Annotated in this window: 17 protein-coding genes; 8 read left to right on the top strand and 9 right to left on the bottom strand. The window is 48.0% G+C overall.

All coding sequences use genetic code 11. The features are described 5' to 3' along the window. Position 1: 1 nt before the first annotated feature. The 5 genes from F0P94_RS09120 to F0P94_RS09100 form a co-directional block, all read right to left on the bottom strand. Entirely contained in the window at positions 2-1,744 is a 1,743-nt protein-coding gene (locus F0P94_RS09120) for a T9SS type A sorting domain-containing protein (protein ID WP_150903575.1), read from the bottom strand. Between the two features lie 202 nt (positions 1,745-1,946). Further along, positions 1,947-2,729, bottom strand: coding sequence for a PASTA domain-containing protein (locus tag F0P94_RS09115; RefSeq protein WP_150903574.1), 783 nt, complete (start codon positions 2,727-2,729; stop codon positions 1,947-1,949). Positions 2,730-2,840: 111 nt separating this feature from the next. Beyond that, positions 2,841-5,546 carry a D-alanine--D-alanine ligase family protein gene (locus F0P94_RS09110; RefSeq protein WP_191906985.1) on the bottom strand — a complete coding sequence of 902 codons (2,706 nt, stop codon included), beginning with the start codon at positions 5,544-5,546 and terminating at the stop codon, positions 2,841-2,843. A 496-nt stretch (positions 5,547-6,042) separates the two neighbouring features. Continuing rightward, the gene (locus tag F0P94_RS09105) at positions 6,043-6,444 is read right to left on the bottom strand and encodes a hypothetical protein (protein WP_150903572.1); all 402 of its coding nucleotides are present in this window, start codon (positions 6,442-6,444) and stop codon (positions 6,043-6,045) included. A gap of 175 nt (positions 6,445-6,619) precedes the next feature. Next, entirely contained in the window at positions 6,620-7,021 is a 402-nt protein-coding gene (locus F0P94_RS09100; RefSeq protein WP_191906984.1) for an STAS/SEC14 domain-containing protein, read from the bottom strand. A 272-nt stretch (positions 7,022-7,293) separates the two neighbouring features. Here F0P94_RS09100 and F0P94_RS09095 point away from each other — a divergent pair, with 272 nt between their 5' ends. Then, positions 7,294-8,493 carry a phosphoglycerate kinase gene (locus F0P94_RS09095; protein ID WP_150903570.1) on the top strand — a complete coding sequence of 400 codons (1,200 nt, stop codon included), beginning with the start codon at positions 7,294-7,296 and terminating at the stop codon, positions 8,491-8,493. A 114-nt stretch (positions 8,494-8,607) separates the two neighbouring features. Here F0P94_RS09095 and F0P94_RS09090 read toward each other — a convergent pair whose 3' ends face one another. From F0P94_RS09090 to F0P94_RS09075, 4 genes are all read right to left on the bottom strand, one after another. Beyond that, complete coding sequence (locus F0P94_RS09090; protein WP_150903569.1) at positions 8,608-10,131, bottom strand: S41 family peptidase; 1,524 nt, start codon at positions 10,129-10,131, stop codon at positions 8,608-8,610. Between the two features lie 105 nt (positions 10,132-10,236). After that, positions 10,237-12,144: a RecQ family ATP-dependent DNA helicase gene (locus tag F0P94_RS09085; RefSeq protein ID WP_150903568.1), complete on the bottom strand. Its 1,908-nt coding sequence runs from the start codon at positions 12,142-12,144 to the stop codon at positions 10,237-10,239. Between the two features lie 761 nt (positions 12,145-12,905). Continuing rightward, positions 12,906-13,745 carry a hypothetical protein gene (locus tag F0P94_RS09080; protein WP_225307173.1) on the bottom strand — a complete coding sequence of 280 codons (840 nt, stop codon included), beginning with the start codon at positions 13,743-13,745 and terminating at the stop codon, positions 12,906-12,908. Positions 13,746-14,279: 534 nt separating this feature from the next. Next, the gene (locus tag F0P94_RS09075) at positions 14,280-14,945 is read right to left on the bottom strand and encodes an ABC transporter ATP-binding protein (RefSeq protein ID WP_150903566.1); all 666 of its coding nucleotides are present in this window, start codon (positions 14,943-14,945) and stop codon (positions 14,280-14,282) included. 395 nt (positions 14,946-15,340) lie between these two features. Here F0P94_RS09075 and F0P94_RS09070 point away from each other — a divergent pair, with 395 nt between their 5' ends. From F0P94_RS09070 to F0P94_RS09040, 7 genes are all read left to right on the top strand, one after another. Further along, positions 15,341-17,185, top strand: coding sequence for a glycoside hydrolase family 15 protein (locus F0P94_RS09070; protein ID WP_225307172.1), 1,845 nt, complete (start codon positions 15,341-15,343; stop codon positions 17,183-17,185). Positions 17,186-17,391: 206 nt separating this feature from the next. Then, positions 17,392-18,507, top strand: coding sequence for a glucose 1-dehydrogenase (locus F0P94_RS09065; protein ID WP_150903564.1), 1,116 nt, complete (start codon positions 17,392-17,394; stop codon positions 18,505-18,507). A 119-nt stretch (positions 18,508-18,626) separates the two neighbouring features. Further along, entirely contained in the window at positions 18,627-19,256 is a 630-nt protein-coding gene (locus F0P94_RS09060; RefSeq protein WP_150903563.1) for a cyclase family protein, read from the top strand. A 10-nt stretch (positions 19,257-19,266) separates the two neighbouring features. Then, positions 19,267-20,247, top strand: a complete 981-nt coding sequence (gnd, locus tag F0P94_RS09055) for a phosphogluconate dehydrogenase (NAD(+)-dependent, decarboxylating) (RefSeq protein ID WP_150903562.1) — start codon at positions 19,267-19,269, stop codon at positions 20,245-20,247. A 181-nt stretch (positions 20,248-20,428) separates the two neighbouring features. Continuing rightward, positions 20,429-21,631 carry an ADP-forming succinate--CoA ligase subunit beta gene (gene sucC, locus F0P94_RS09050; RefSeq protein WP_150903561.1) on the top strand — a complete coding sequence of 401 codons (1,203 nt, stop codon included), beginning with the start codon at positions 20,429-20,431 and terminating at the stop codon, positions 21,629-21,631. Between the two features lie 64 nt (positions 21,632-21,695). After that, positions 21,696-22,463 (top strand): transposase, encoded by a 768-nt coding sequence (locus F0P94_RS09045; protein ID WP_225307171.1) that lies wholly within the window; start codon positions 21,696-21,698, stop codon positions 22,461-22,463. A 77-nt stretch (positions 22,464-22,540) separates the two neighbouring features. After that, complete coding sequence (locus F0P94_RS09040; protein WP_150903560.1) at positions 22,541-22,918, top strand: VOC family protein; 378 nt, start codon at positions 22,541-22,543, stop codon at positions 22,916-22,918. The last annotated feature ends 8 nt before the right edge of the window (positions 22,919-22,926 follow it).

Here is a 22,926-nt window from a genome sequence, read left to right as displayed (position 1 = left end):
ATTAATTAGGTTGAATAATGAGTTTCTGGGTTTGTACCTGGTCTTTTTTGCGGATTTGCACCAGATAAATGCCCGGCGTAAGTTTGCTTACGTCCACCTGGGTTTCCGCTCCCGTTCCGTTTTTCGCCAGCACCTGCTGACCGGTAATCGTGAGGAGTTTTACCTCGTCGAATTCGCCCTGAATGGTAACGCTGGAGGTGGCCGGGTTCGGGTATAGTAATAGCTTTTTCGCGGCAAAATTACTTTCTTCAATTCCGGTAACGTGGTTGCCCATGTAAACCCGCACCATAACGGCGCCGTTGTTTTCAGGCAACCAAGTATTGGTGGCATTAAAATAGCGCGGGGCATTGTGGTTCAGGTCGAAGCCGGTAGAAAAGGTCGCGCTTCCGGAGGGAATGGTCCAGCCGGCAAAAAAACTACCAGATACGGTTACCGGCGGATTGACCGGAATATCTACCCAGGTATCGAGTTGAGCTAATGGCGGAACGGTATAGGTTTGGGAGAAAATACTGTTTCCGTCGGGTTCCCCGCTGGGTTTGGCGTTCCAGATCCGGAAAGTGACTATTGTGCCTGGCGTATTGTTGCCTTTCGGCACGTAAAAGGAAAGTTTCTTTACCTGGTCGTTTTGGTTCAGGAAATACTTCTGGCCCATCTGAAAAAGGGATCCCGGGTTGGTGCGCGGAATATTGATCACGGTTTCCGGCGAGCCATCGTCGTAAGCATAATAATCGCGAAGCGGGGTTACGCCGGAAATGGTATCGTTGTAAAGGGTTGGAGAATCGGTTGGCTCCTGGGTATCTACAGTAACAGTGGTCTTTACGTCTTGAGGACCCGAAAGATTGGCAAAAATGCTCTGGTTGGGGCTATTTGGGAATTCCCGGTATTGCCGGGCAAAAGCCGCAATAGCGATAGGATTTACCGCAATGGTTGCAGGGGTTCCGTTTCCGATCTGCACCGTAGTCGTGCTCGTAATATTCCGTTGCTGGTCTTCCAGGTTATTCAGCGTGGTATAAACCGAATCGTTCAGTTCACCGGCTATATTGGCCTGGAACTGATGAATGGGCATGGCCGTGTAGCGCTGAAGCAAAGAAGTTATCGGGCGGCTGGTGGTAATATCTACCCTTCTTTCGTTTTTCTGGCGCTTGGCATTCAGGTACACATAATCCAGGTTCCAGGTATCGAAGCGGGGTCTAGATTCGCCGTAGCTCCGGAACCGGAACTGGAAGTTATTATGGAAGAACTTCGCGTCGGTTATTGGAATAAAGTATTGCGTAAACTGATCTGCTGATTGAGAACCGCGGAAAATCCGGGCAGAAGCGCTTTGCCAGACGCCAAGATTATTCAGGAATTCGACTTGAAAATACGAAGAAGTACCAGGCACTAAACCAATACCGCCCAGCTGCAGATAAAAGCTCAGATAAACGGAATCTGAAGCGGAGAACCCGGATAAATTAATTGGCCGGGAAGTTAAGGTATCTACGCCGGTTTTCTGGGTGCTGCTTACCGTGGAAAGGTTACCGGCGGCAGAAAAACTGTTAAAGGTGGCTATGTTCTTCGAAACCGGATTCCGGCTGAACTGATTATTCACATAAACGCTGCTACCGTCTTCCCACAAAGTGGTATCGAGACGGTTATTAAATTTTGCAAAATCGTCGAAGAAGGGTAGCGAAAGCGTCCGGGAAGTTTGGGCAAAACCACCGAAACCGGCCAGGCTAAGGCAAAGCAGTAAAAACGTTTTTTTCATAGGCCTATTAATGCAAGCGTTATTTTTTTACCAGAAACCTACCGTTTTCTCCTGCTGCCAAACCGCGGCAACTTCCATTTGCTAAAGGTGTTCCGGATAAATTTCTGGAGTTCAAACCTTCATCCTGCGCCACCCCCGAAGGTATAACATAGAAGTAAAAGCGATAAGCCTACAACGTCCGGAACTTTGAATTTATTTTATACTATTCCAGTCCTTCTACCGGTTCCTGACCGTTTACCCAGATATCTACCAACTGCCCCACACGGATCTTAACGCCGTTACCGGCCTCCGGCCGTTGCCTTACAACAGCTCCCTGGGGTTTTCCGGCCATCTGCACGTAATTGATGCTGCCGATCTGCAGGCCCTGGCCCACAAGTAATACACTGGCTTCGTCTACCGGCATGCCCACTACGTTTGGTAATTCAAATTCGGTGTTGCCTTCACCGTCGCCCACTACCAGGTCTACCGTAGAACCTTTGGCTACCGGATCGCCGGGTTTAATTTCCTTGCCTTTAACCAATTGCTTTAAAACCGCATTCTGAGCCAGATCCGGCACGTATTTAATTTCACCCACCATCAGGTCGTAGCTTTTCAGGATCATCTGGGCGTTTTTCAGGGAACCGTCGATCAGCTTCGGCATTTTGATGATCGGCGGATTCTTCATGTTTACGCTGATATAAATTTTCCGGTTCTCTTTTACTTTCGCGCCCGGCGCCGGGTCCTGGGTCAGGATCACGTAGGGCTTAATGCCGGGGTTGTAGCTGGAATCGGAAACGTAAAAGCGCAGGTTCTGCTCGTCGAGGTAATCTTCCAGTTCGGGCAGGGTCATGCCGGTAATTTTAGGTACCGAAATGGTTTCGCCGTGGTTGGTGGTGGTGGGCAGGTACACAAAAAAGAAAAAGCCCAGCAGCATAAAGGCTACTACTAAAATAATTACCACGTGCTTCAGCACATCGGCTGCCGAATTTGCTTTAAAAAAACTCATATTTGGTTGTTCGTTGTTCGTTGCTGGTTGTTAGTTATTTGCGTTGATTTAGAATTCTGAAGATCAAATTCATACTTCCCAACAACCAATAACCAGCAACCAACAACAAAATTAATGTACCCGGGCTCTTTTCTGGTTTCTTTCCATACCGTATTGCAGGATCCGGTCGATGAAATCGTAGGGCTTGTAGCCGTTGATCGCAGTCTGGTGGAAAATACAGGTGGCCGGGGTCATGCCGGGCAGGGAATTTACCTCGATGATGATCGTTTCCACTTCCTCGTTTTCCAATATCCGTACAAAGGCATCGATGCGGGCGTAACCTTCAATGTTCAGGATCTGGGCCACTTTCAGCAGGTCGGCTTTCACTTTATCGGAAATTTCCTGGCGCTTCTCCGGGTCGGTATCGTAACGGGCCGGGGTAATGTTCTGCCCTTCGCCGGCCAGGAATTTCTCTTCCAGGGAAAGCACCTCACCCACCGCTAACGCTTCCGAGGCCTCGAATATTTCGTAAGAAACCTTTCCATCGGGCAAGAATTTGGTCAATAAGCCGCCGGTAATTTCCAGGAAGTGTTTGGCACCTTCGGCGGAGATCAGGTTCTCGATCAGGTACACTTCTTTCAGCGGGAATTCTTCCTTGTAGTTCAGGGAAAGGGTACGGGCGTGGTCGGCCAGCAATTCTTCCTGTTCCCGGAAGATCAGATTCGTGAAGGCTTCCAGTTCATCGCGGTTTTTGATTTTTTTCACCGCCGAAGAGCAACCGTCGTCGGAAGGCTTGGCAATGAACGGATAACGGAACTGGTTTTCGACTTTCTGATAGAATTCGGTAGCGTTTTTCTGCCAGTCGGCTTTGGAAACCAGCGCGTGCTGCGCTACTTTAAAGCCGTGCTTCCGGAGAATTTCGTTGGTTTCGTATTTATTGATCGTGATCTGGGAAGAAGCAATGCCGGAACCGTTATAAGGAATGCCGAACGTTTCGAGTTTGCTTTGCAGCGCCCCATCCTCGCCCGGACGGCCGTGCAGCGCAATGAACACCGCATCTACCAGGTTGGCCAGTTGGCTGAACGAGATCTGCTGCGGATTCTGAAGCACGTTACCGGCAAACGTAGCGGTTATGCTTTCGGCTTCGGTACGGATCTTTTCCAGGACCGGATGCGCCAGGCCGCCGTTCTCATAATACAGGATCTTTTCCCGGATATCATCGGCATTGTCTTTCAGCATGATGTTTACCGGAATTTCGTACAGGCGGTAATCGTCGGAAGAGCCGGTCAGGAAGATCGGAATGGGTTCGTATTTGGCGGAAGAAGCCAGTTTTTCGTAAATATTGCGGCCGCTTTCCACGGAAATATGGCGCTCCGAAGAATAACCACCCATAATTACACCCACCTTCATTTTCTCTTCTTTCGCGGTCCGCTTGTTCGCAATGGCGCGGTCCAGCATTTCCAGTTGCGAAGCCAACGCCATTACGTTCTTGCCCGACTTGATCCGTTCGGCCATGGACGTGCGGATAATGTAGGTCAGGAATTGCGACGGGTTCAGGCCGATCTCGGCAGCCTGGTGGAAGAAGAACGACGAAGGCAGCATGCCGGAAGTCGTGTTCGGATCGTTCAGGAAAATGGTACCGTCTTCGGCATAAAAACCATCGAGGCGCGCATATACGTTAAACCCGAAGGCTTCGAACAAACGCACGCACTCCTGCCGGATCTTCTGGATCTCTACTTCCGGCAGATCGATCGGGGTAACTTTGCGGCTCAGGCCGGGCAGATATTTGGAACGGTAATCGAAAACTTCGTTGCCTTTTATAATTTCGGTTGGCGGCAGGGCAATGGCTTTGCCGGTACCATCCTGCACTACAATACACGAAAACTCCCGGCCCCTGATAAAAGCTTCTACCAGCACGGCCGGTTCGGTTGCTACGTTGGTAAGCGTTACTACTTCGGTACCGGTAAGGGTGAAAACCGATTGCAGGTGCTTAAGCAGTTCTTCCGGGTGGTAGATGGTAGTTTCTTCGTCGGCGATAACCGGCAGGCCAATGCCTTCGCGGATATCGGTAAGCTGTTTTACCAGGTTAATTTTACCGTTGTGGGTAAGGCCCTGCCATTGCTGGTGGGTAATGGTTTTGGTGAAGAAACTTTTATTCACAGCCGTTTCAAAAGCTTCGAAATCCGGATCTTTCAAAACCGAAACCCCGATAGAAGAACCCTGGTGCGGCGCTTTTATAACCAGCGGCAAACCCAGTTCATAAGTCAGTTGCTCGAACATGGCCGGACGATCGGCTACCTTAGCCCAGGCTTCGGCGGAAATGACACTGTAGCTCGGCGAAGCAAACCGGTTGTTCTGCATGAACTGCTTCTGCACAATTTTGTCGATGCCGATGGCCGAAGCCAGAATGCCAGAGCCGGAATACGGAATGCGGTACCACTCGAGCAAGCCCTGAATGTTACCGTCTTCGCCGTAGGGGCCGTGCAAAGCAAGGAACGCAAAATCGAAGTGTTCCCGGAATTTATGCGGTTGGATCTTGCGGCCTACTTTGGCAATAATGGCATCCTGTTCTTCTTTTTCCAGCTCGCCCAGCGATTCGATGTAGATCTGAAGGTGGTGCATGGAAAAAGGCACAGATTCTACCGGCGGGTAAAAATCGCGGATGGTGCCTTTGTAAATAAAGTGCCAGTCCAGCAGGATGAAGTTTCCGAGGCTATCCACGAAAATGGGAACAGCGTCGAAAAGGGTTTTATCTAAATTATCGAAAACGGTACGGCCGCCGGCAAACGAAATTTCCCGTTCGCGTGATGGCCCGCCAAATATTATTCCTATTCTCATAATGGGTACAGTTGGTGCAAAGTTACAAAAAAATAGGTTCCAGCCCCTACCCTAACCTTTCGCGAAAAGCCGGGGCCAGCATTTTTTATTTCCAACTTATACTGTTTTTATTTGAATGAAGGAAGGGACTTCATCTGATTTTCCCGCGTTATCTAACCGACTTAAATCTATCCTGACTTTTAAGCCACTAAATGCTATCCTTTTCGAAATACTTAAAGTCAGATAAAGGCAGTTGCTTTCCTTTTACTAATCAGTAGCGAAACAATTTTAATTTTAGCTACTACGATTATAATTCTGTAAGTAATTATGGCTTCCAGGCACAGAATCCACAAGATTCCCTGAAAGTATTCGGGATCAGTGACTTCCTGAATGATAGAATGGGAATGGCTATTATTATGTATCCTATTTATGTTCTCCTGTTTAGATCAAAAAGCACTATTGCCGTTTTAGGTTTATAGTTTAGGCTGAAAGGAAAAGGAAATTTGGTTTCTACCAATCAGATCTGCAGCCAGGCCTGGGCTTCGCTTTTAGTATTGAAAACCTGAACGGCTATGGTTTGGGTAATTTGGGTTACATCCCGGGTTTGGTTTACCAACTGTTCCCGGTTTTGGTCCTTTGTTCCGATGCGGGCAAGTTTGATGAGCCGGGTCTTCATCAGTTCCCGGGCAAAAGAAACCAGAAAGTTCTGGTAGGCTTCTTCGTCTACGTCAACCGCTGCCCTGGAGGTGTCGATCAGGAGTTTTTTAACGTCGTAATGCTTAATGGTTTCCACTAAAACATTCACTTCCTTTTTTACAGCGGGGATGTACAATTCCTGCACATCGGGCCAGTTTACGGAAAGAATATCGGTTGCAGGATCGTAATCTAGGGTTATAAGGCTGCTTTGATAGAGTATCATTTAGTTGCTCAGGGTTTACGAGCGGGAACAGGTTTGAGAATCGATTTAAAAATCTGCCTTTAATTGCAGCCGCCACTGTATATCAGAACGAAATTCCGGCGAAAGCATTGCTTAAGTAATTGGTAAAGACTTAAAATTCAGGCAAAATAACTGAGATCAGGAGTTTACACGAACCTTAACTTCTGGGTTTGCGGAACCATTCCAGCGCTTCCTCCTTGTAAACAAAATAACGGGAATCGAATTTGAACTGGCTTTTTCCTTTCACCATAATCGCGCTGATAGCCAAATGATTATAAACGCTTTCCGGAATTACAATGGCTACTTTCTCCATTCCGGCATCGGAGATCGGGAAGAGCACATTTTCGTTGGTCCAGTCCTGGTCCTCGGGTTTTATTTCGTCTATGTGGCGGGTATCGGCCAGCCAGTTCTTCAGTTTGAACTGCTTTACCGCGGCTACACAGGCTTTGGTGGCTTCCCGGTATTGCGCCGAAGTAAAGGTACCCTTCCAGGTCATGATGATGGTTGCGTTCTTTTCTTCTACTTCAATTTTTAAAAACGGGAACTCCTGGTAGATCATGGGCAAAACAAGTCGGCAAAATTTACCTGACAAAGTAAGCCATTAATTTTCAATAATTCCAAAGTTTCCCCGAATAGTACAGCATATCCGGTTTTAATTGTTTTTCATAAACCCGAACCTGGATTAAATCCGGCTCAATGAATTATATTTCAGGCTTTTATCCTGCTTTTCTTAAATTTGAAAGGAAAGTGGCAGGCAAATTTTCCAAAATCTGATACCTTTGTTTCAGGGTACAGCAATTGCGCCCTGCTTCATCCTCAAAATAGAACTTTATGAAAACTGTAGACCAGTATAATTTTGCCGGCAAAAAGGCGCTTGTTCGGGTAGATTTTAACGTTCCGCTCGACAAAGATTACAACATTACCGACGATACCCGCATCCGGGCCGCCGTGCCTACCATTCAGAAGATCCTGGCCGATGGCGGCGCGGTTATCCTGATGTCGCACCTGGGCCGGCCGAAAAACGGACCGGAGGAAAAATACTCGCTGAAGCACCTGGTGCACCGGTTATCGCAAACCTTTAATACCGACGTAATATTTGCCGATGACTGCATGAGCGAAAAAGCCCTGCACATGGCCCAGGAACTGCAGCCCGGCCAGATCCTGCTGCTGGAAAACCTTCGTTTCTACAAAGAAGAAGAGAAAGGCGACCTCGAATTTGCGCAGAAACTGAGCCGCCTGGGCGATGTGTACGTGAACGATGCTTTCGGTACAGCGCACCGCGAACACGCCTCTACTGCTGTAATTGCTCGTTTCTTCCCGAACGACCGCGTTTGCGGCTACGTAATGCAGGCCGAGCTGGACAATGCCCGCAAAGTGCTTGACAACGTGGAGCGCCCTTACACGGCCATCATGGGCGGCGCGAAAATTTCGGACAAGATCATGATCATCGAGCGTTTGCTTGATAAGGTAGATAACCTGATCATTGGCGGCGGCATGGCTTATACTTTCTTTAAAGCGATGGGCGGCACTATTGGTAACTCTTTAGTAGAAGCCGATAAACTGGATTTAGCGTTGGAATTGATACAGAAAGCTAAAGACAAAGGCGTAAACTTATTATTGCCTCAAGATTCTGTGGTTGCCGATGCCTTTAGCAACGATGCGAATATAGAACTACAGGATAACATGCATATCCATACCAACTGGATGGGCCTGGACATTGGACCGGAAGCCCGCGAAAGCTTCGAAACCGTGATTCGCAACTCAAAAACCATTCTCTGGAACGGACCAATGGGCGTATTTGAAATGTCGAACTTCTCTTTAGGCACCAAAGCCGTAGCCGATGCGGTGGTAGATGCCACCCGCGCCGGCGCTTTCTCGCTGATCGGCGGCGGCGATTCGGCAGCAGCGGTGAACCTGTTTGGTTACGGAGAGCAGGTTTCTTACGTATCTACCGGCGGCGGCGCGCTGCTGGAATACATGGAAGGCAAAGTGCTGCCGGGCGTACATGCGCTGGAAATGGAAACGGTTTAACCCCACCCAACCCTCCCCTAAAAACAGGGGAGGACTTTTTTACCGACTACGTATAGCGTCTTTGAGAGCCCTGCCGGAAACGGTCGGGCTTTTTTAGTATGAGGGATACCGTTTCTACTCCCCTACTTTGTTTTCCAACACTTCGTTTTTCCTCCGGATCAGTTCAAGCGTAAATTCTATTTCACGGTCATAACCGGAAAGGATTTGTTCGGAGGTTGGCGAAGCCGGGTATTGGGGCAGTACACCACGGTTTAAGTTTTGCTTTTCGTCTACGTCCAGGGAAATTGCCCACAAGGGAATAGAAAGTTCGAATTTGCTGTTGGGCAGTTTTACCTGCACGTATTTTCCGCCGTTGCTTCCGCGGTAAGCGCCGGCCGTTTCCTGACCGATTATGGTTGCTCTTTTCCGGGAATGAGCAACAGCTGCAAATTCGGCGGCGCTGCCAAATGTTCTGCCGCTCTGGAGGATATACAGGTTGCCGGCGAAAGCATTGAGTTGCGGCTTTTGTTCCTTCAGGTTACTGTGGTAGGTATAGCGAAACGTGCTGTCCGGATTCATTTTAAGCAGCCGACGGTAAAAGAAAAAGTTCAGCGGCACGTGGCCATATTTCAGAAACGTGAAACGACGGTTGGTATTGGTATTGATCTGGCGGTAAAAGCGGAAAGGTTTATCAGTCAAATAAGCATACAGCAGCGCGCCGTATTTGTCATTTCCCTCCTTATTATCCCGAAGGTCGATGATCAGGGTTTTCACTTCGCTGTTCTTGATTTTAGCGAAGGCGGTTTCCAGGAATTCTTCGAAATCGGGTAAGCTTTTATCCGGTTGGAAAGTTGCCAAAGTCAATACAGCGATCTTTTTATCCTGAAATTCCAGCGACCAGGCCGGTAGTTTTTTAAAAGCTTCGTCTTTGAGTTTTACTTTTCTTACCTGTTCCAACTTAGCTGCGTTTGCCCTTACGGTCCTGAAGTTGTCGCCGGTACGGAAAGTGATCTCGTAGACCGGTTTTGCTTCGCCGAAGGTGGCAATATAGCCGCTGAAATTGTCGCCCAGTTCCCGGTATTTTGAACTGGTTACCTGTCCGTCGGCAAAAGAAACGTAGGGCATTAGGTCAGAAACCTGGTAATTCATTTTCCGGCCGTTTATGGCTACAATTTCGGCGTTGGCGGGTACGGCAGCAGAATCGGTAAAGGAATTCAGCGCGTAGGCTTTGCCATTGTTGAAATAAAGCTGAACGGGAAAAAGCTGGTCAGTGTGGTAAGGAAATTCGGGTTCGGTGCGATTCGCGGTTTTTAAAATGGTATTCGCGCAACGGATATTGGTAACCAGGTATTTCAGGCTTTTGTAAAAATCCTGTTCGGTGTGTGGCCGGCTTAAAGAGAAGTAAACGCTATCGAATCTGGTTTTAAAAGTCGGTTTAGAGGTGTAGCGGTACAAACCCGGGTGCGCTTCCTGCAGCGCTTTGTGAAATATGGCAAAATCGGCGCGAAGTTGTTCCGGTTTGAACGTTGGAATGGCCTTTACCTTGCTTTTATTTTTAAACCCGGAGAACAGCTTGCTTTGGGCAGCTACCGGCCAGGTTAAGAACAGAAGCGAAGCTGCAATTAGCAGGCAAAGTACCCGGGAATATTTAAAAGACATAGGTTTGCGAATTTGAGGCAAGGCCTACCTTGCAGGTTGGCTTAACCGCCGCAAAGTAAAGAATAAAACGCATGTACCGGGCATTGTTAAAGGCGAAGCTAGAAACTAAGCGATCGTCAGGTTGCCGTTTTCCTTGTACTTCAGTTTGCCCAGGTCCAGCATTTCCCGGAGCAGTTGGGTTAAGGTTTCTTTCTGGGTAGAGGTAAACCGCGACAGCAGGATTTTCGGCGACACTTCTTCCTGGTGCAGCATTTCCAGCACCTGCTTTTCGAACTGAATTCTTTCGTCCAGCTGTTTTTCTTGTTTTCTGACCTTCAGGCAATAATCGCATACCCGGCAGCTTTTATCGTACAGCTCCCCGAAATATTCGAGCAACATTTGGGTACGGCAGCGGTCATCCGTCTGAATATAACTGATCACGCTTTCGGCTTTTTCCAGTGCCAGTTTCCGGAAAGCCTTCAGTTTTTTCAGGTTCAACGGCAGGCTGGCGGCATCGAATCGCGGAGTAGAAAAAATTACCTGCGGGGCATCGCGCTGCGGTTCGTATACAATTACGCCTGACCTATGCAGAAATTCCAGCGCTTTCCGGATCTGCGGTTCGGGGGCATTTAATTTCTGCGCCAGGCTCCGTTCCGAGATCTTCACGAAGTTACTGAAGAGTTCGCCGCCGTGCATCCGGAGCAGCAATTTAAGGAAAGGGTCGTGCTCGCGGTTAGCAACCTGGAATTTGTAAAGCTCTTCTTTTCCAGCCGGAACGTAAACTTTAGAGGGCGAGAAATACGCGTCGTTAAGTTGAAGAAAGCCTTCGGTTTCGAGCTGTTTTAAACTGTGGTGCGTTTCCAGCGGATTCAGTTTGTAGGTCTTTACCAGTTCGTCGAGCTTAAAATCGTAGGTCTGGAATTCCCCGCTACCTACCGCGATCTGGTAATAATTGGCCAAGGCCTGGTAGGTTTTGCGCAAGGCTTCGGCCGGCGGGTGCGCCTCCTCTACTTTTTCCCGTAGTTCCGGCAAGTCGTTCGGGCTAAACAAAACCACTGCAAAAGCATATTTCCCGTCCCGACCAGCCCGACCGGCCTCCTGGTAATAAGCTTCCAGGTTATCCGGCAGATCGATGTGCACCACTAACCGCACGTCAGGCTTATCGATTCCCATCCCGAAAGCGTTGGTGGCTACCATTACCTGCACCCGGTTCTCGATCCAGGCCGCCTGGATCTGGTTGCGTTGTTCAAAAGTAAGCCCGGCGTGGTAAGCCGCCGCACTGAAACCCTTGCGGAGGAGTTCTTTGGCAATTTCTACCGTTTTCCGGCGGCTGCGCACGTACACAATTGAAGTACCCGGCACGCTTTTCAGCACTTCTACCAGGCGGTTCAGTTTGTCTTCGGCCGGTTGGGCGGAATAAGATAAATTGGTGCGGGCAAAGCTGTTCTGAAAAACATTCTGCTTCTTAAAAGCCAGTTTCTCCTGAATGTCTTTTTTAACGGTTTCGGTAGCGGTAGCGGTAAGCGCCAGTACCGGCACATCCGGCAGCAATTCCCTTAATTCGGCGATCTGTAAATACGGCGGACGGAAATCGTAACCCCATTGGGAAATGCAATGCGCTTCATCTACCGCAAGCAAACAGACATTCATTTTCTTTACCCGTTCCCGGAAAATTTCGGTCTGCAAACGCTCCGGCGACAGGTACAAAAATTTCACACCGCCATACGCACAATTATCCAGTGCAATGTCGATTTCCTGCCGGTTCATGCCCGCGTGAATGGCAATGGCCGAAATGCCCCGGCGCTGCAACTGCATGACCTGGTCTTTCATTAAGGCAATCAGCGGCGAAATTACCAAGCAAAGCCCTTCCTTAGCCATAGCTGGTACCTGAAAGCAAATGGATTTCCCGCCACCCGTTGGCAGCAGCGCTAACGTATCGTTTCCGGCCAAAGCAGAATTGATTATGTCTTCCTGCAGCGGCCGGAATTGATCGTAGTTCCAGTATTGCTTTAGTATTTGGTGAATATCGGGCAAGGTTTTTTTGTGATTTTTGCGGCTTTAAAGATACGGTTTTTAACTTGTTTATAGTTGCTGCAGGTATTTTCAAAAGTATTACATCGGTATTGAAAGTTGATTAAGTGAAGATGTAATTTTATTTTTCCGCTTTTAAATGGCTTTAACTCTATATTCATAATTTTCAACTTCCAATTGAGCTTTCCCCCTCAAGCCCCGAAATGCTTCGGGGTAGACCTAAAGGCTTCGTTTCTAACTCGAAAGCCGTGGATTCACCTGCCCTACCGGGCTGCCTCGTTCCTCGGCACCGGTTAATCCAAAGTCTTTCTCCTTAGAAACTGGTGTCAGTTCTCCTTCGATTTGGCTTTTCTTTTTAGTTTAGTTTTTATCCGCTAACGTGGTTTTCGGGGGCGCTGCGCTGGCTATATGCGTGGGACAGGTCAAGCCATGCTCGTACATGTGAAGGAAAATTCTGGAAATTCTATAATTCTGTAAATTCTGATTCAGATAAGATACCGAATTGATCGGATAACGTGCGGACAGGTCGCGACCTGTCCCTACAAATTGATTACGCCAGACCTCATCACGGAAATCATAAATCAAAAAAATCATAGTTCAGGCAATTGTCCTGAAAATCCTTGAATCCTGAAAATCCTGATTTTGACAATTACTCCTGTTGCCAGCATTCGGATTAAATCAGCAAAATCCAGAAAATCGTTTTCAAAAAAAAAAGCCTGCCCCCTTTGCAGGAAGCAGGCTCTGAGGCAGGATTTAAAAGAAGCTTAAGCAGCTTTGGCTTGGTCTTCACGCTCTTCAATTACTTTACGTAATTTCTGAATGGACTGCGCGGCTCTTTCTTCATCCAGTTTGTTGATGTTGAGCAGCATTTTGGTTTTCTCCTGACGCGTAATCACCACGTTATTCAGCAGGCGGATAATTTCTTCTTTCTGCTTGGCGGTAGCGTATTTCACGTTAGGAGCTTCTCCTTCCGTGATCGGCGCTGCAGTAGTTGTTGCTGCGGCTGCTTCTGCCGGAGCGGCCGGGCTTGCGGTCATGGTAACTGCTGCGGCCGGAGTTTCAGGAGCAGAAGCCGCTGCCTTGGCCGGTTTATCGGCTTTTGCTACAGGTTTCTGTACCGTTTTCACTTCCGGCTGAGTGGTATAATCCATTTCTTCTACCGGGGTCGGCTCGTAACCGGCGGCCCGGATGATCCAGGCCAGAATATTCCGGTAAGCTTTACCAATGGCGCGGGTCTGGGCCATGGATGCGATCGCAAATTCCTGGTAATATTTTTTACCGTTCTCTTTGTTCGAGCAGATCGCAAAACCAGCCCCTACCGTCTGATTGGTTCGTACGTTCACCAGGCTTACTTTGGCTTCGTACTTCATTTCAGCGTCGGTACTCACGTTTACCACATGGTCTACTACCGGGAAAATACCTAAACGGGAACCGGCATACTGCCAGCCTTCCACGTTCACAAACTCCTTGCCCTGAATGTTTTGGTATAATTTGTTTTCTTTGATAAACTTGGCCAGGTCAATGGCCAGGTGCATGGTTTCATCCGAACGGGAAATGTCATAGCTTTCTACCTTCGCCTTTTTAACCATCTTATTTTCGTTCATTTCCTGATTCATTTTACTTCTTTTGTTTGTCTATTTCTTAACAGAATGGCCTGCTAAAAGGTGCAAAACATGACAGTTTTAAATAGAATTAAACACACTGATTATCAATTATTTATAAAGTATTTTAAAATATTTTTAAATTTATTTAAACGGCCTGAATAATAGAAGATTATTGGCTTGGCTTACAATTAACATTCAATGTTATTTTAACCAATTAAGATGGGTAGGATAAGTTGTTGGAAAAATTATATTTGTGTAAAAATGCTCCTGCAATAATGTCGTTCGGAAGAAATTTGTGATCTCAATACCTTCAGCTTACACGATTCTTCCGGAAGGACAATAGTGGAAGTTTAAATTACCTTTTGTCCTGGTGTTTGGTTTCTAATATAAGCATTACAGAACCCAATGGACACGGCTTAAGAAATACCGGAAAAAAGTTAAAAGGGGGTTTTCAGCGGAAGGAAACCAAAGCCAGAAAGCATAAATCTCAGAAGAATTATGATCCTATGGTTCTGCTAATTTTAAAAGCCCGGCTTAAAGTACGATATGCCCGTCTTTCATAACCAGTTTGCGGTCGGCCATGTTGGCGAGTTCGTCGTTGTGGGTTACCACTACAAAGGTCTGGTTCAGTTCGTTGCGAAGGCGGAAGAAAATTTCGTGCAGTTCGTTGGCATTCCGGGAATCGAGGTTGCCGCTGGGTTCATCTGCAAAAATAATTTCCGGGGAATTAATTAAAGCGCGGGCCACGGCAGTGCGCTGCTGTTCACCGCCGGACATTTCGGAAGGTTTATGCTCGAGCCGGTGCCCTAAGTGCAGCATCTCCAGTAATTCGGTTGCCCGGGCTTTCACTTCTTTCTCCGGCTTACCGGCCAGGAAACTTGGCAAGCAGGCATTTTCCAGCGCCGTAAATTCCGGCAGCAAATTGTGAAACTGGAAGATAAAGCCGATGTTTTTGTTCCGGAACCGGGCCAGGTCGCCGTTCTTCATTTTGGTAAGTTCCTGTCCGGAAAAGTGTACCTCGCCCTGGTCGGCAATATCCAGGGTGCCTAAAATATGCAGCAGAGTACTTTTCCCCGCCCCCGAAGCCCCTACAATAGAAACTACTTCGCCTTTGGCAATGCTGAGGTCAATCCCTTTTAATACCGGCAGGGTACCGTATTTTTTATGGATGTTGGTGGCTTGAAGCAGGATTTCGGACATAACGGTAGCAAACTTACTAAAAAAGTACCTACTGGTTTAGAAATTCTACTCAATTCTATGCTTCTTACCCTCATCCCTTCGATTACGATTAATACATAAAATAATTATAGCGTCATCTCGACGTCAGGAGAGATCTCATCAAGTTGGTAATACCTTTTATTCTGGCCTTACTTCCTTATTCCGGAGATTTGACTACGCCGAACTTCGTTTCTCCTAACGTCGGGAAAACGGCAAAAGCTAAAGTTTTGCGTTTTCTTACCCTTTTTAACCTTGCAAATACCTGTTTTAATTCTGTGTCCTATACGTAGCTTCCCTTCGGAGGCCCAACCGCAAAGCCTAGGTGCTTAAAATAAAAAAGCTCAAAACCCGGAACAGTTAAAATGGTTTGGTATGGTATGAAGGAAGTTTACAAAAAGCACCGGTACCAGCCAATCGAAAATTACGGAATCATCGGCGACCTGAACACCATTGCCCTGGTCGGCCTGAACGGCTCCATCGACTTTATGTGCTTTCCCGATTTCGATTCTCCCAGCATTTTTGCCGCTCTTTTAGATGCCGACAAGGGTGGCCGTTTTGAGATCCGGCCGGAGTTTCTGGAAATGAAAACCAAACAGCTTTACCTGCCCGATACCAACGTGCTTCTTACCCGTTTCCTTTCGGCCGACGGCGTAGGGGAAATAACCGATTTCATGCCCGTGGAAGAGCTTTATTCCGGGAAAGAACTGATCCGGCGGGTTACCACCATCCGCGGCGAAGTAACTTACCAAATGCGCTGCCTGCCCCGCTTCAACTACGGCAGAAGCAGCCATCAGCTTGAGGCCATAAGCGATACGGAGGTAATTTTTACCAGCACCGGCGAAGATAAAACCCGCCTCCGCCTGCTCAGTTCCGTACCGCTCCGGATCGAGAACGGCGATGTGTTCGCCCACTTTACATTAACCCCAAACCAGACCGCCGACTTTCTGCTGGAACACATCGAAAAAGAAAACCACGAAGCCCGGGATTTTAAAGCCTTTATTACCCAGAGCCTTTTCGATACGGTAAACTATTGGAAAAACTGGATCGCCCAATCTACTTACCGGGGCCGTTGGATGGAAACCGTAAACCGTTCGGCGCTGGTGCTAAAACTTTTAACTTCCTATAAATACGGTTCTATTATAGCCGCGCCCACCTTCAGCCTGCCCGAAAGCATTAACGGCAAACGCAACTTCGATTACCGCTACACCTGGATCCGCGATGCTTCTTTTACTATTTATGCGTTTATCCGGTTAGGCTATACCAAAGAAGCCGGCGCGTTTATGAACTGGGTAGAAAAATCCTGCTTCGATATTAAAGGCCAGAACCGCCTGGGCATTATGTATTCCATAAACGGGAAAAGGCAGCTGAAAGAAACCATTCTGGAGAATCTGGAAGGCTATAAAAAGTCGGCCCCGGTGCGCATCGGCAACGACGCTTACAGCCAGCTGCAGCTCGATATTTATGGCGAACTTCTGGATGCGGTTTACCTTTACAACAAATACGGCGAACCCATTTCCTACGATTTCTGGAAAGACCTCGAAAGCCAGATCGAGTGGCTAAGCCAAAACTGGAACCAGCCCGACGAAGGTATCTGGGAAGTGCGCGGCGGCAAACAGCATTTCCTGTATTCGCGGCTTTTGTGCTGGGTGGCGCTAGACCGGGCCATTAAGATCAGCGAAACACGTTCCTTCCCTTTAAACCCGAACTGGCACACCGAACGCGACAAGATTTTCAACAGTATTTTTACCGATTTCTGGAGCGAAGAAAAGCAGGCTTTTATGCAGTTTCCCGGCTCCGATACGGTAGATGCTTCCGCCCTTTTAATGCCCCTCATCCGGTTTATCAGCCCCAAAGATCCGCGCTGGCTTTCTACTTTAAAAAGAATTGAAGACGAACTCGTTTCCGATTCGCTGGTTTACCGCTACCGCCACAACAAAGCCGCACCGGACGGTTTTCTAAGCCGGGAAGGCACTTTCTCCATGTGCTCGTTCTGGTACGTAGAATGTTTATCGAAATCGGGGCAGCTGGCCAAGGCACGGCTTTATTTTGAAAAAATGCTGGGCTACGCTAACCACCTGGGGCTTTACTCCGAACAACTGGGCTTTGAAGGCGAACATTTAGGCAATTTTCCCCAGGCATTTACCCACCTGGGTTTAATAAGCGCCGCCCTGAACCTGAACCAGCAATTAAACGACAGCCGCAACAAAGACGTGAATTATTGATTATGAATATGAGCACAAGGTTTAACTGAATTTGCTCTGTTTATGATTGTTTTTTTTGCCCCCCTTTGGAGGGGGACTTTCAGCCTGGTTGCGTAAGGTTAGTTAGTATTCGAATCATTTGAATTGCCCATGGCTTCAGCCAGATTTACAAAAAACGGAGTGGCCTTAAGCCGATTTACATTATAGAAACCTTTTAGCCGCTACTTATGAAAGCAATTGCCCTGGTGCCCGGCACCACCACCGTTTGCCTCGAAGACAGAACCGAACCACAAATTTCCGCCGACGACGAAGTAAAAATAAAAGTCTGGGAAGTAGGTATTTGCGGTACCGATCGCGAAGAAATTTCCGGTGGCCGGGCCTTAGCGCCCAAAGGCAAACAGGAATTGATCATCGGTCATGAAATGTTCGGGCAGGTGGAAGCGGTAGGCAAAAAGGTAAAAAAAGTAAAACCCGGCGATTTCGGCGTTTTTATGGTGCGGCGCGGCTGTAACCAGTGCGCGGCCTGCCTTAACGGCCGAAGCGATATGTGCTACACCGGACATTACACCGAAAGAGGCATAAAGGGCGCCGACGGGTATCAGGCCGAATTTGTGGTTGACAAGGAAGCATACCTGGTAAAAGTACCCGAAGAGATCAGGCACCTCGGCGTTTTAACCGAACCCATGAGCGTAGCTGCCAAAGCCATAGACGAAGCTTTATGTCTGCAGAAAGCCCGCTTAAAAGACATCATGGATCAGGAAAAATGGCTGCAGGGCAAAAAGGCTTTGGTAGCCGGCATCGGTGCCATTGGTTTGCTGGCCGCTGTCGTTTTACGCCTGAAAGGAGCCGAAGTAATTGGCCTCGATATTGTACCGGAAGATTCGCTAAGGCCGCAACTATTAAAGCAGATTGGCGGCGCTTACGTGAACGGGAAAGAAACCCAAACCCAGAAGCTAGACAAACACTTCGGCCAGATCGATTTCATTTTTGAAGCTGCCGGCATTGCCGAACTCCAGCTCCAGTTACTCGACGCCTTAGGCATTAACGGCATTTACGTAGCTACCGGCATTCCCGCCGAAGAACGCCCCGTAGCAAATATTACCGGCGACCTGATGAAACAACTGGTGCTCAAAAACCAGATCCTGCTCGGTAGCGTGAATGCCAGTTATCAGCACTACGAAATAGCGGTGGAAATGCTGTTGCAAAGTTACCGGAAATGGCCCGAAGCCATAAACCAGCTTATCACGTCCCGCATTCCCTACCCCGAATTTCAAATCGCTTTGCACCGGCACGACCCTGATGAAATTAAAGTAGTGGTACAATGGCAAAAAGAAAGTACCTGAAACGATAAGATTTTCCGCCCAAAAAGTACGGGCTAACCGCAACGCTTCAAAACTAAAGCAAGCCGGCTATCAGATTTACTCCATTAAAATCCAGAACTCATTCCGATAAAAAATACAGCATGCAGCATTGGATCGACATAACTACCACCATCGAGAACGGCATGGTGCATTGGCCGGGCGATATTCCGGTAAGCGTAAAACAAACTTCCAGCATAGCCCACGGCGACGAGGCCAACGTAACCAGTCTGCACTTTAGCGCGCACACGGCCACTCACCTCGATGCCCCGCTGCACTTTATCGCCAACGGGAAAGACATCACTCAAATTCCACTTGAGATACTAACAGGCCCAACCAAGGTTTTCCATATTAAGGATGAAAAACAAATTGCCTTAAACGAAATCAAAGACCTGACCATTTCTGCCGGCGACCGCGTACTTTTCCGCACCCGCAACTCCGACAAGCCCTGGTCCATGGCGCCCTTTCAGCAGGATTACGTGTACCTGGCCACGGATGCCGCCCTGTACTTAAAGGAGTGCGGCGTGATTTGCATCGGCATCGATTACCTTTCCATTGCCGGCGAAGTGAACGGTACGGAAGTTCACCAATTACTTTTAGGCGCCGGAATATGCATCATAGAAGGCTTGGACCTACATAAAACCGAACCCGGAAATTATGAAATGGTCTGCCTTCCCTTAAAAATTAAAGGTTCGGATGGCGCCCCGGCCCGCGTAATAATCAGGAAAATTTGAAAGAACGAAAATGGCAAAAACAACTATTGGTATTATCGGACTCGGCAAAATGGGAGGCAATTTAGCGTTGCAGGCCCTTGAAAAAGGGTATGCCGTGGCAGGCTACAGCCAAAAACTAAACCCGGAACTGCAACAGGCAGGCGTTCAAGTGGAAAAAACGCTACCGGAACTGGTGCAAAAACTGCCTTCGCCCCGAATCATTTTCCTATATATCCCTGCCGGCAGCGCCGTAGACCAATTACTCGACCAATTATCAGTTCTGGTTTCTCCCGGCGATATCCTGGTAGATGGCGGCAATTCGTACTGGGGCGATTCCATCCGGAGGGCGGAAAAATTAAAAGCTAAAGGCATTCACCTAATAGATTGCGGCACCAGCGGCGGCGTAGCAGGCGCCCGCAACGGCGCTTGTTTCATGGCCGGCGGCGATCCGGAGGCGATAAAAATTGTCGGCCCCATTTTAAAGGAGCTGGCCGTAGAAAACGGCTACCTGCATACCGGCGCATCGGGTTCAGGGCATTTCGTAAAACTAGTGCACAATGGCATTGAGTTCGGCATGTTGCAGGCCATCGGCGAAGGCATGGCATTGCTTTCCGCTTACCGTGATGATTTAGATGTTAGTACGATCTTAAAGGTCTGGAACCACGGCTCGGTAATCAGGTCCTGGCTTATAGAATTAATGGATAAAATTTATACCGAAAAGCAAGGCTTCGAAAAAGTACCATCCTACATCGAAGATACCGGCGAAGTAAACTGGCTCGTGGCTGATGCCTTGCGCATGGAAATTCCGGTGCCCGTAATCAGCCAGTCGGTAATGCAGCTTTTTGCCTCCCGCGAAACCAAACATATAGCCGACAAAGCCATTGCCATGATGCGGCACGGCTTCGGCGGCCACCCATTCGGTGAAGATGCCGGCATTAAACACGAACGCAAAACCGGCAAAGTAGAAAATGAGCAAACCGGATTTCTTTACAACCGCCCGAAGAAAGAGTAATAAAAACGTGTATGGTCCTGAAAATCCAAAAATCCTGAAAATCCTGATCCGGAAAGCTCCCTCTCCTGTTTTTAGGAGCGGGCTGGGGTGAGGTAAAGCGTTTACTTTTGCAGAATTAAGGCGGCAGGTTTGAAAATAAAAAAGGAAAACCTTACTTTCGTGCGACCATTAATCTGTACTCATGAACATACACGAATATCAGGGAAAAGAGATTCTGAAACGCTATGGCGTTCGGATTCAGGAAGGCATTGTGGCTGAAACGCCGGAACAGGCCGTAGAAGCTGCCAAACGTTTAACCGAAGAAACCGGCACCGGCTGGCACGTAATTAAAGCGCAGATCCACGCAGGTGGCCGCGGCAAAGGCGGCGGCGTGAAGCTGGCTAAAAACCTGGAGCAGGTAAAGGAACTTTCCGAGCAGATCATTGGCATGAACCTGGTAACGCACCAGACCGGCCCTGAAGGCAAAAATGTACATAAAGTACTCGTAGCCCAGGATGTTTACTATCCGGGACCTTCAGAAACGAAAGAATTCTACGTTTCTATTTTATTAGACCGCGCTACCGGCCAGAACGTGATCATGTATTCTACCGAAGGCGGTATGGACATTGAAGAAGTTGCCGAGCACACGCCGGATAAGATCTTCAAAGAATATATTAACCCGACTGTTGGCCTGCAGGGCTTTCAGGCCCGTAAAGTTGCTTTTAACTTTGGTTTAGAAGGCGAAGCTTTCAAGGAAATGGTGAAATTCATCACATCGCTTTACAAAGCGTATGTAGACACCGATTCTTCCATGTTCGAGATCAACCCGGTTCTGAAAACTTCTGACAATAAAATTTTAGCGGTAGATGCTAAAGTTGACTTAGATGATAACGCCCTATTCCGCCACAAAGACCTGGCTGACCTTCGCGACACAAACGAGGAAGATCCGTTGGAAGTTGAAGCGGGCGAGCACAACCTGAACTATGTAAAACTGGACGGAAACGTTGGTTGCATGGTAAACGGAGCTGGTCTGGCCATGGCTACCATGGATATCATTAAGCTTTCCGGCGGTGAGCCTGCTAACTTCCTGGACGTAGGAGGTGGAGCAAACGCGAAAACTGTAGAAGCCGGTTTCCGCATTATCCTGAAAGATCCGAACGTAAAAGCGATCCTGATCAACATTTTCGGCGGTATCGTTCGTTGCGACCGCGTTGCAAATGGTGTGGTGGAAGCTTACAAAAACATCGGCAACATCGATGTTCCGATCATTGTTCGTCTGCAGGGAACCAACGCCGAAGAAGGCGCCCGCATCATCGACGAATCTGGCCTGAAAGTTTACTCTGCTGTTGCTTTGAAAGAAGCTGCCCAGAAAGTGAAAGACGTAATTTCCGGTGTGATCGCGTAGTTTTTTCGCCCAAAAGCATATTGTTTTTAAATGCCTTCCTGAGAAATCGGGAAGGCATTTTTTTTTGCGAAATGCCGGTGAAATCGAAATGCCGGTGAAATCGAAATGCCGGGAAAATCGGAATGCCGGGAAAATCGGAATGCCGGGAAAATCGGAATGCCGTAGAGACGCCCAAATTGGGCGTCTCTACAATCCCCCACCACCTATCACCACATCAACGCAACGCCATTACGGTACCTTACGTTATCGGGAAATGCCTGATAAATTTCAAAATAAATACCGTATCCCTTCGGCCCGGTTGCAAAACTGGGATTATGGTTGGAATGCGCCTTATTTTGTAACCATATGCACCAAAGACCGGGAACATTATTTTGGCGAAATTTTGGATGGGGAAATGCAATTGTCGGAAATTGGCCAATTGGTAAATCAGGAATGGATAAAAACCCCGCAAATCCGTCCGGATATGCATTTGGTATTGGATACATTTGTAATTATGCCTAATCATTTTCATGCAATCATCCATATTGGAGAAAATGAATTTAATACCGTTATGGTTAATGGGAATGGTGGTGGTAATGGTAGAGACGCGATGCATCGCGTCTCTACGGTAGGCAATAAAAATACCTTTGCGCCCCAATCCAAAAACCTGCCATCTATTATCCGGGGTTTTAAATCTGCCGTGACCTGTGCTGCCCGAAAAATAAATCCCGATTTCGCCTGGCAGTCCCGGTATCATGACCACATTATCCGGAATGATATTTCCTTTAATAGGATTGCCGAATACATTCAACATAACCCTTTCAAATGGACGGACGATAAATTCTATTCCTGAAGAATAGGTTGAACATACAAGATAAGCATCCGAAAAATCGCTATAACTTAGGGCCGAAAACCCAGCCACGAACCACCATGGTAGAATTTATCCTTTACGTTTCCGACCAAACCCGAAGCCGCGATTTTTATGCAAAGGTGCTGCAAAAAACGCCGGTGCTGGATGTACCCGGCATGACTGAATTCCAATTGAACAAATCCTGCAAACTTGGTATGATGCCGGAAAACGGAATTTCAAAGATCCTTGGGGAACACCTTCCCCACCCTGCAAGTGGCAACGGAATTCCGCGTTGTGAGCTTTACCTTTTTACCGATAACCCAGAAGAAGCCTGTAACCGGGCAGTAGAAAAAGGAGGTAAATTGATCAGCGAAGTGCAACTCAGAAATTGGGGCCATACGGTTGGTTACGTAGCGGATCCAGACGGGCATGTATTGGCTTTTGCGGAACAAGCATAAGCCGCCAT

The sequence above is a fragment of the Adhaeribacter soli genome, assembly GCF_008727925.1.
Taxonomy (GTDB): domain Bacteria; phylum Bacteroidota; class Bacteroidia; order Cytophagales; family Hymenobacteraceae; genus Adhaeribacter_A; species Adhaeribacter_A soli.
This window is presented reverse-complemented; position numbering and strand designations above follow the sequence as displayed.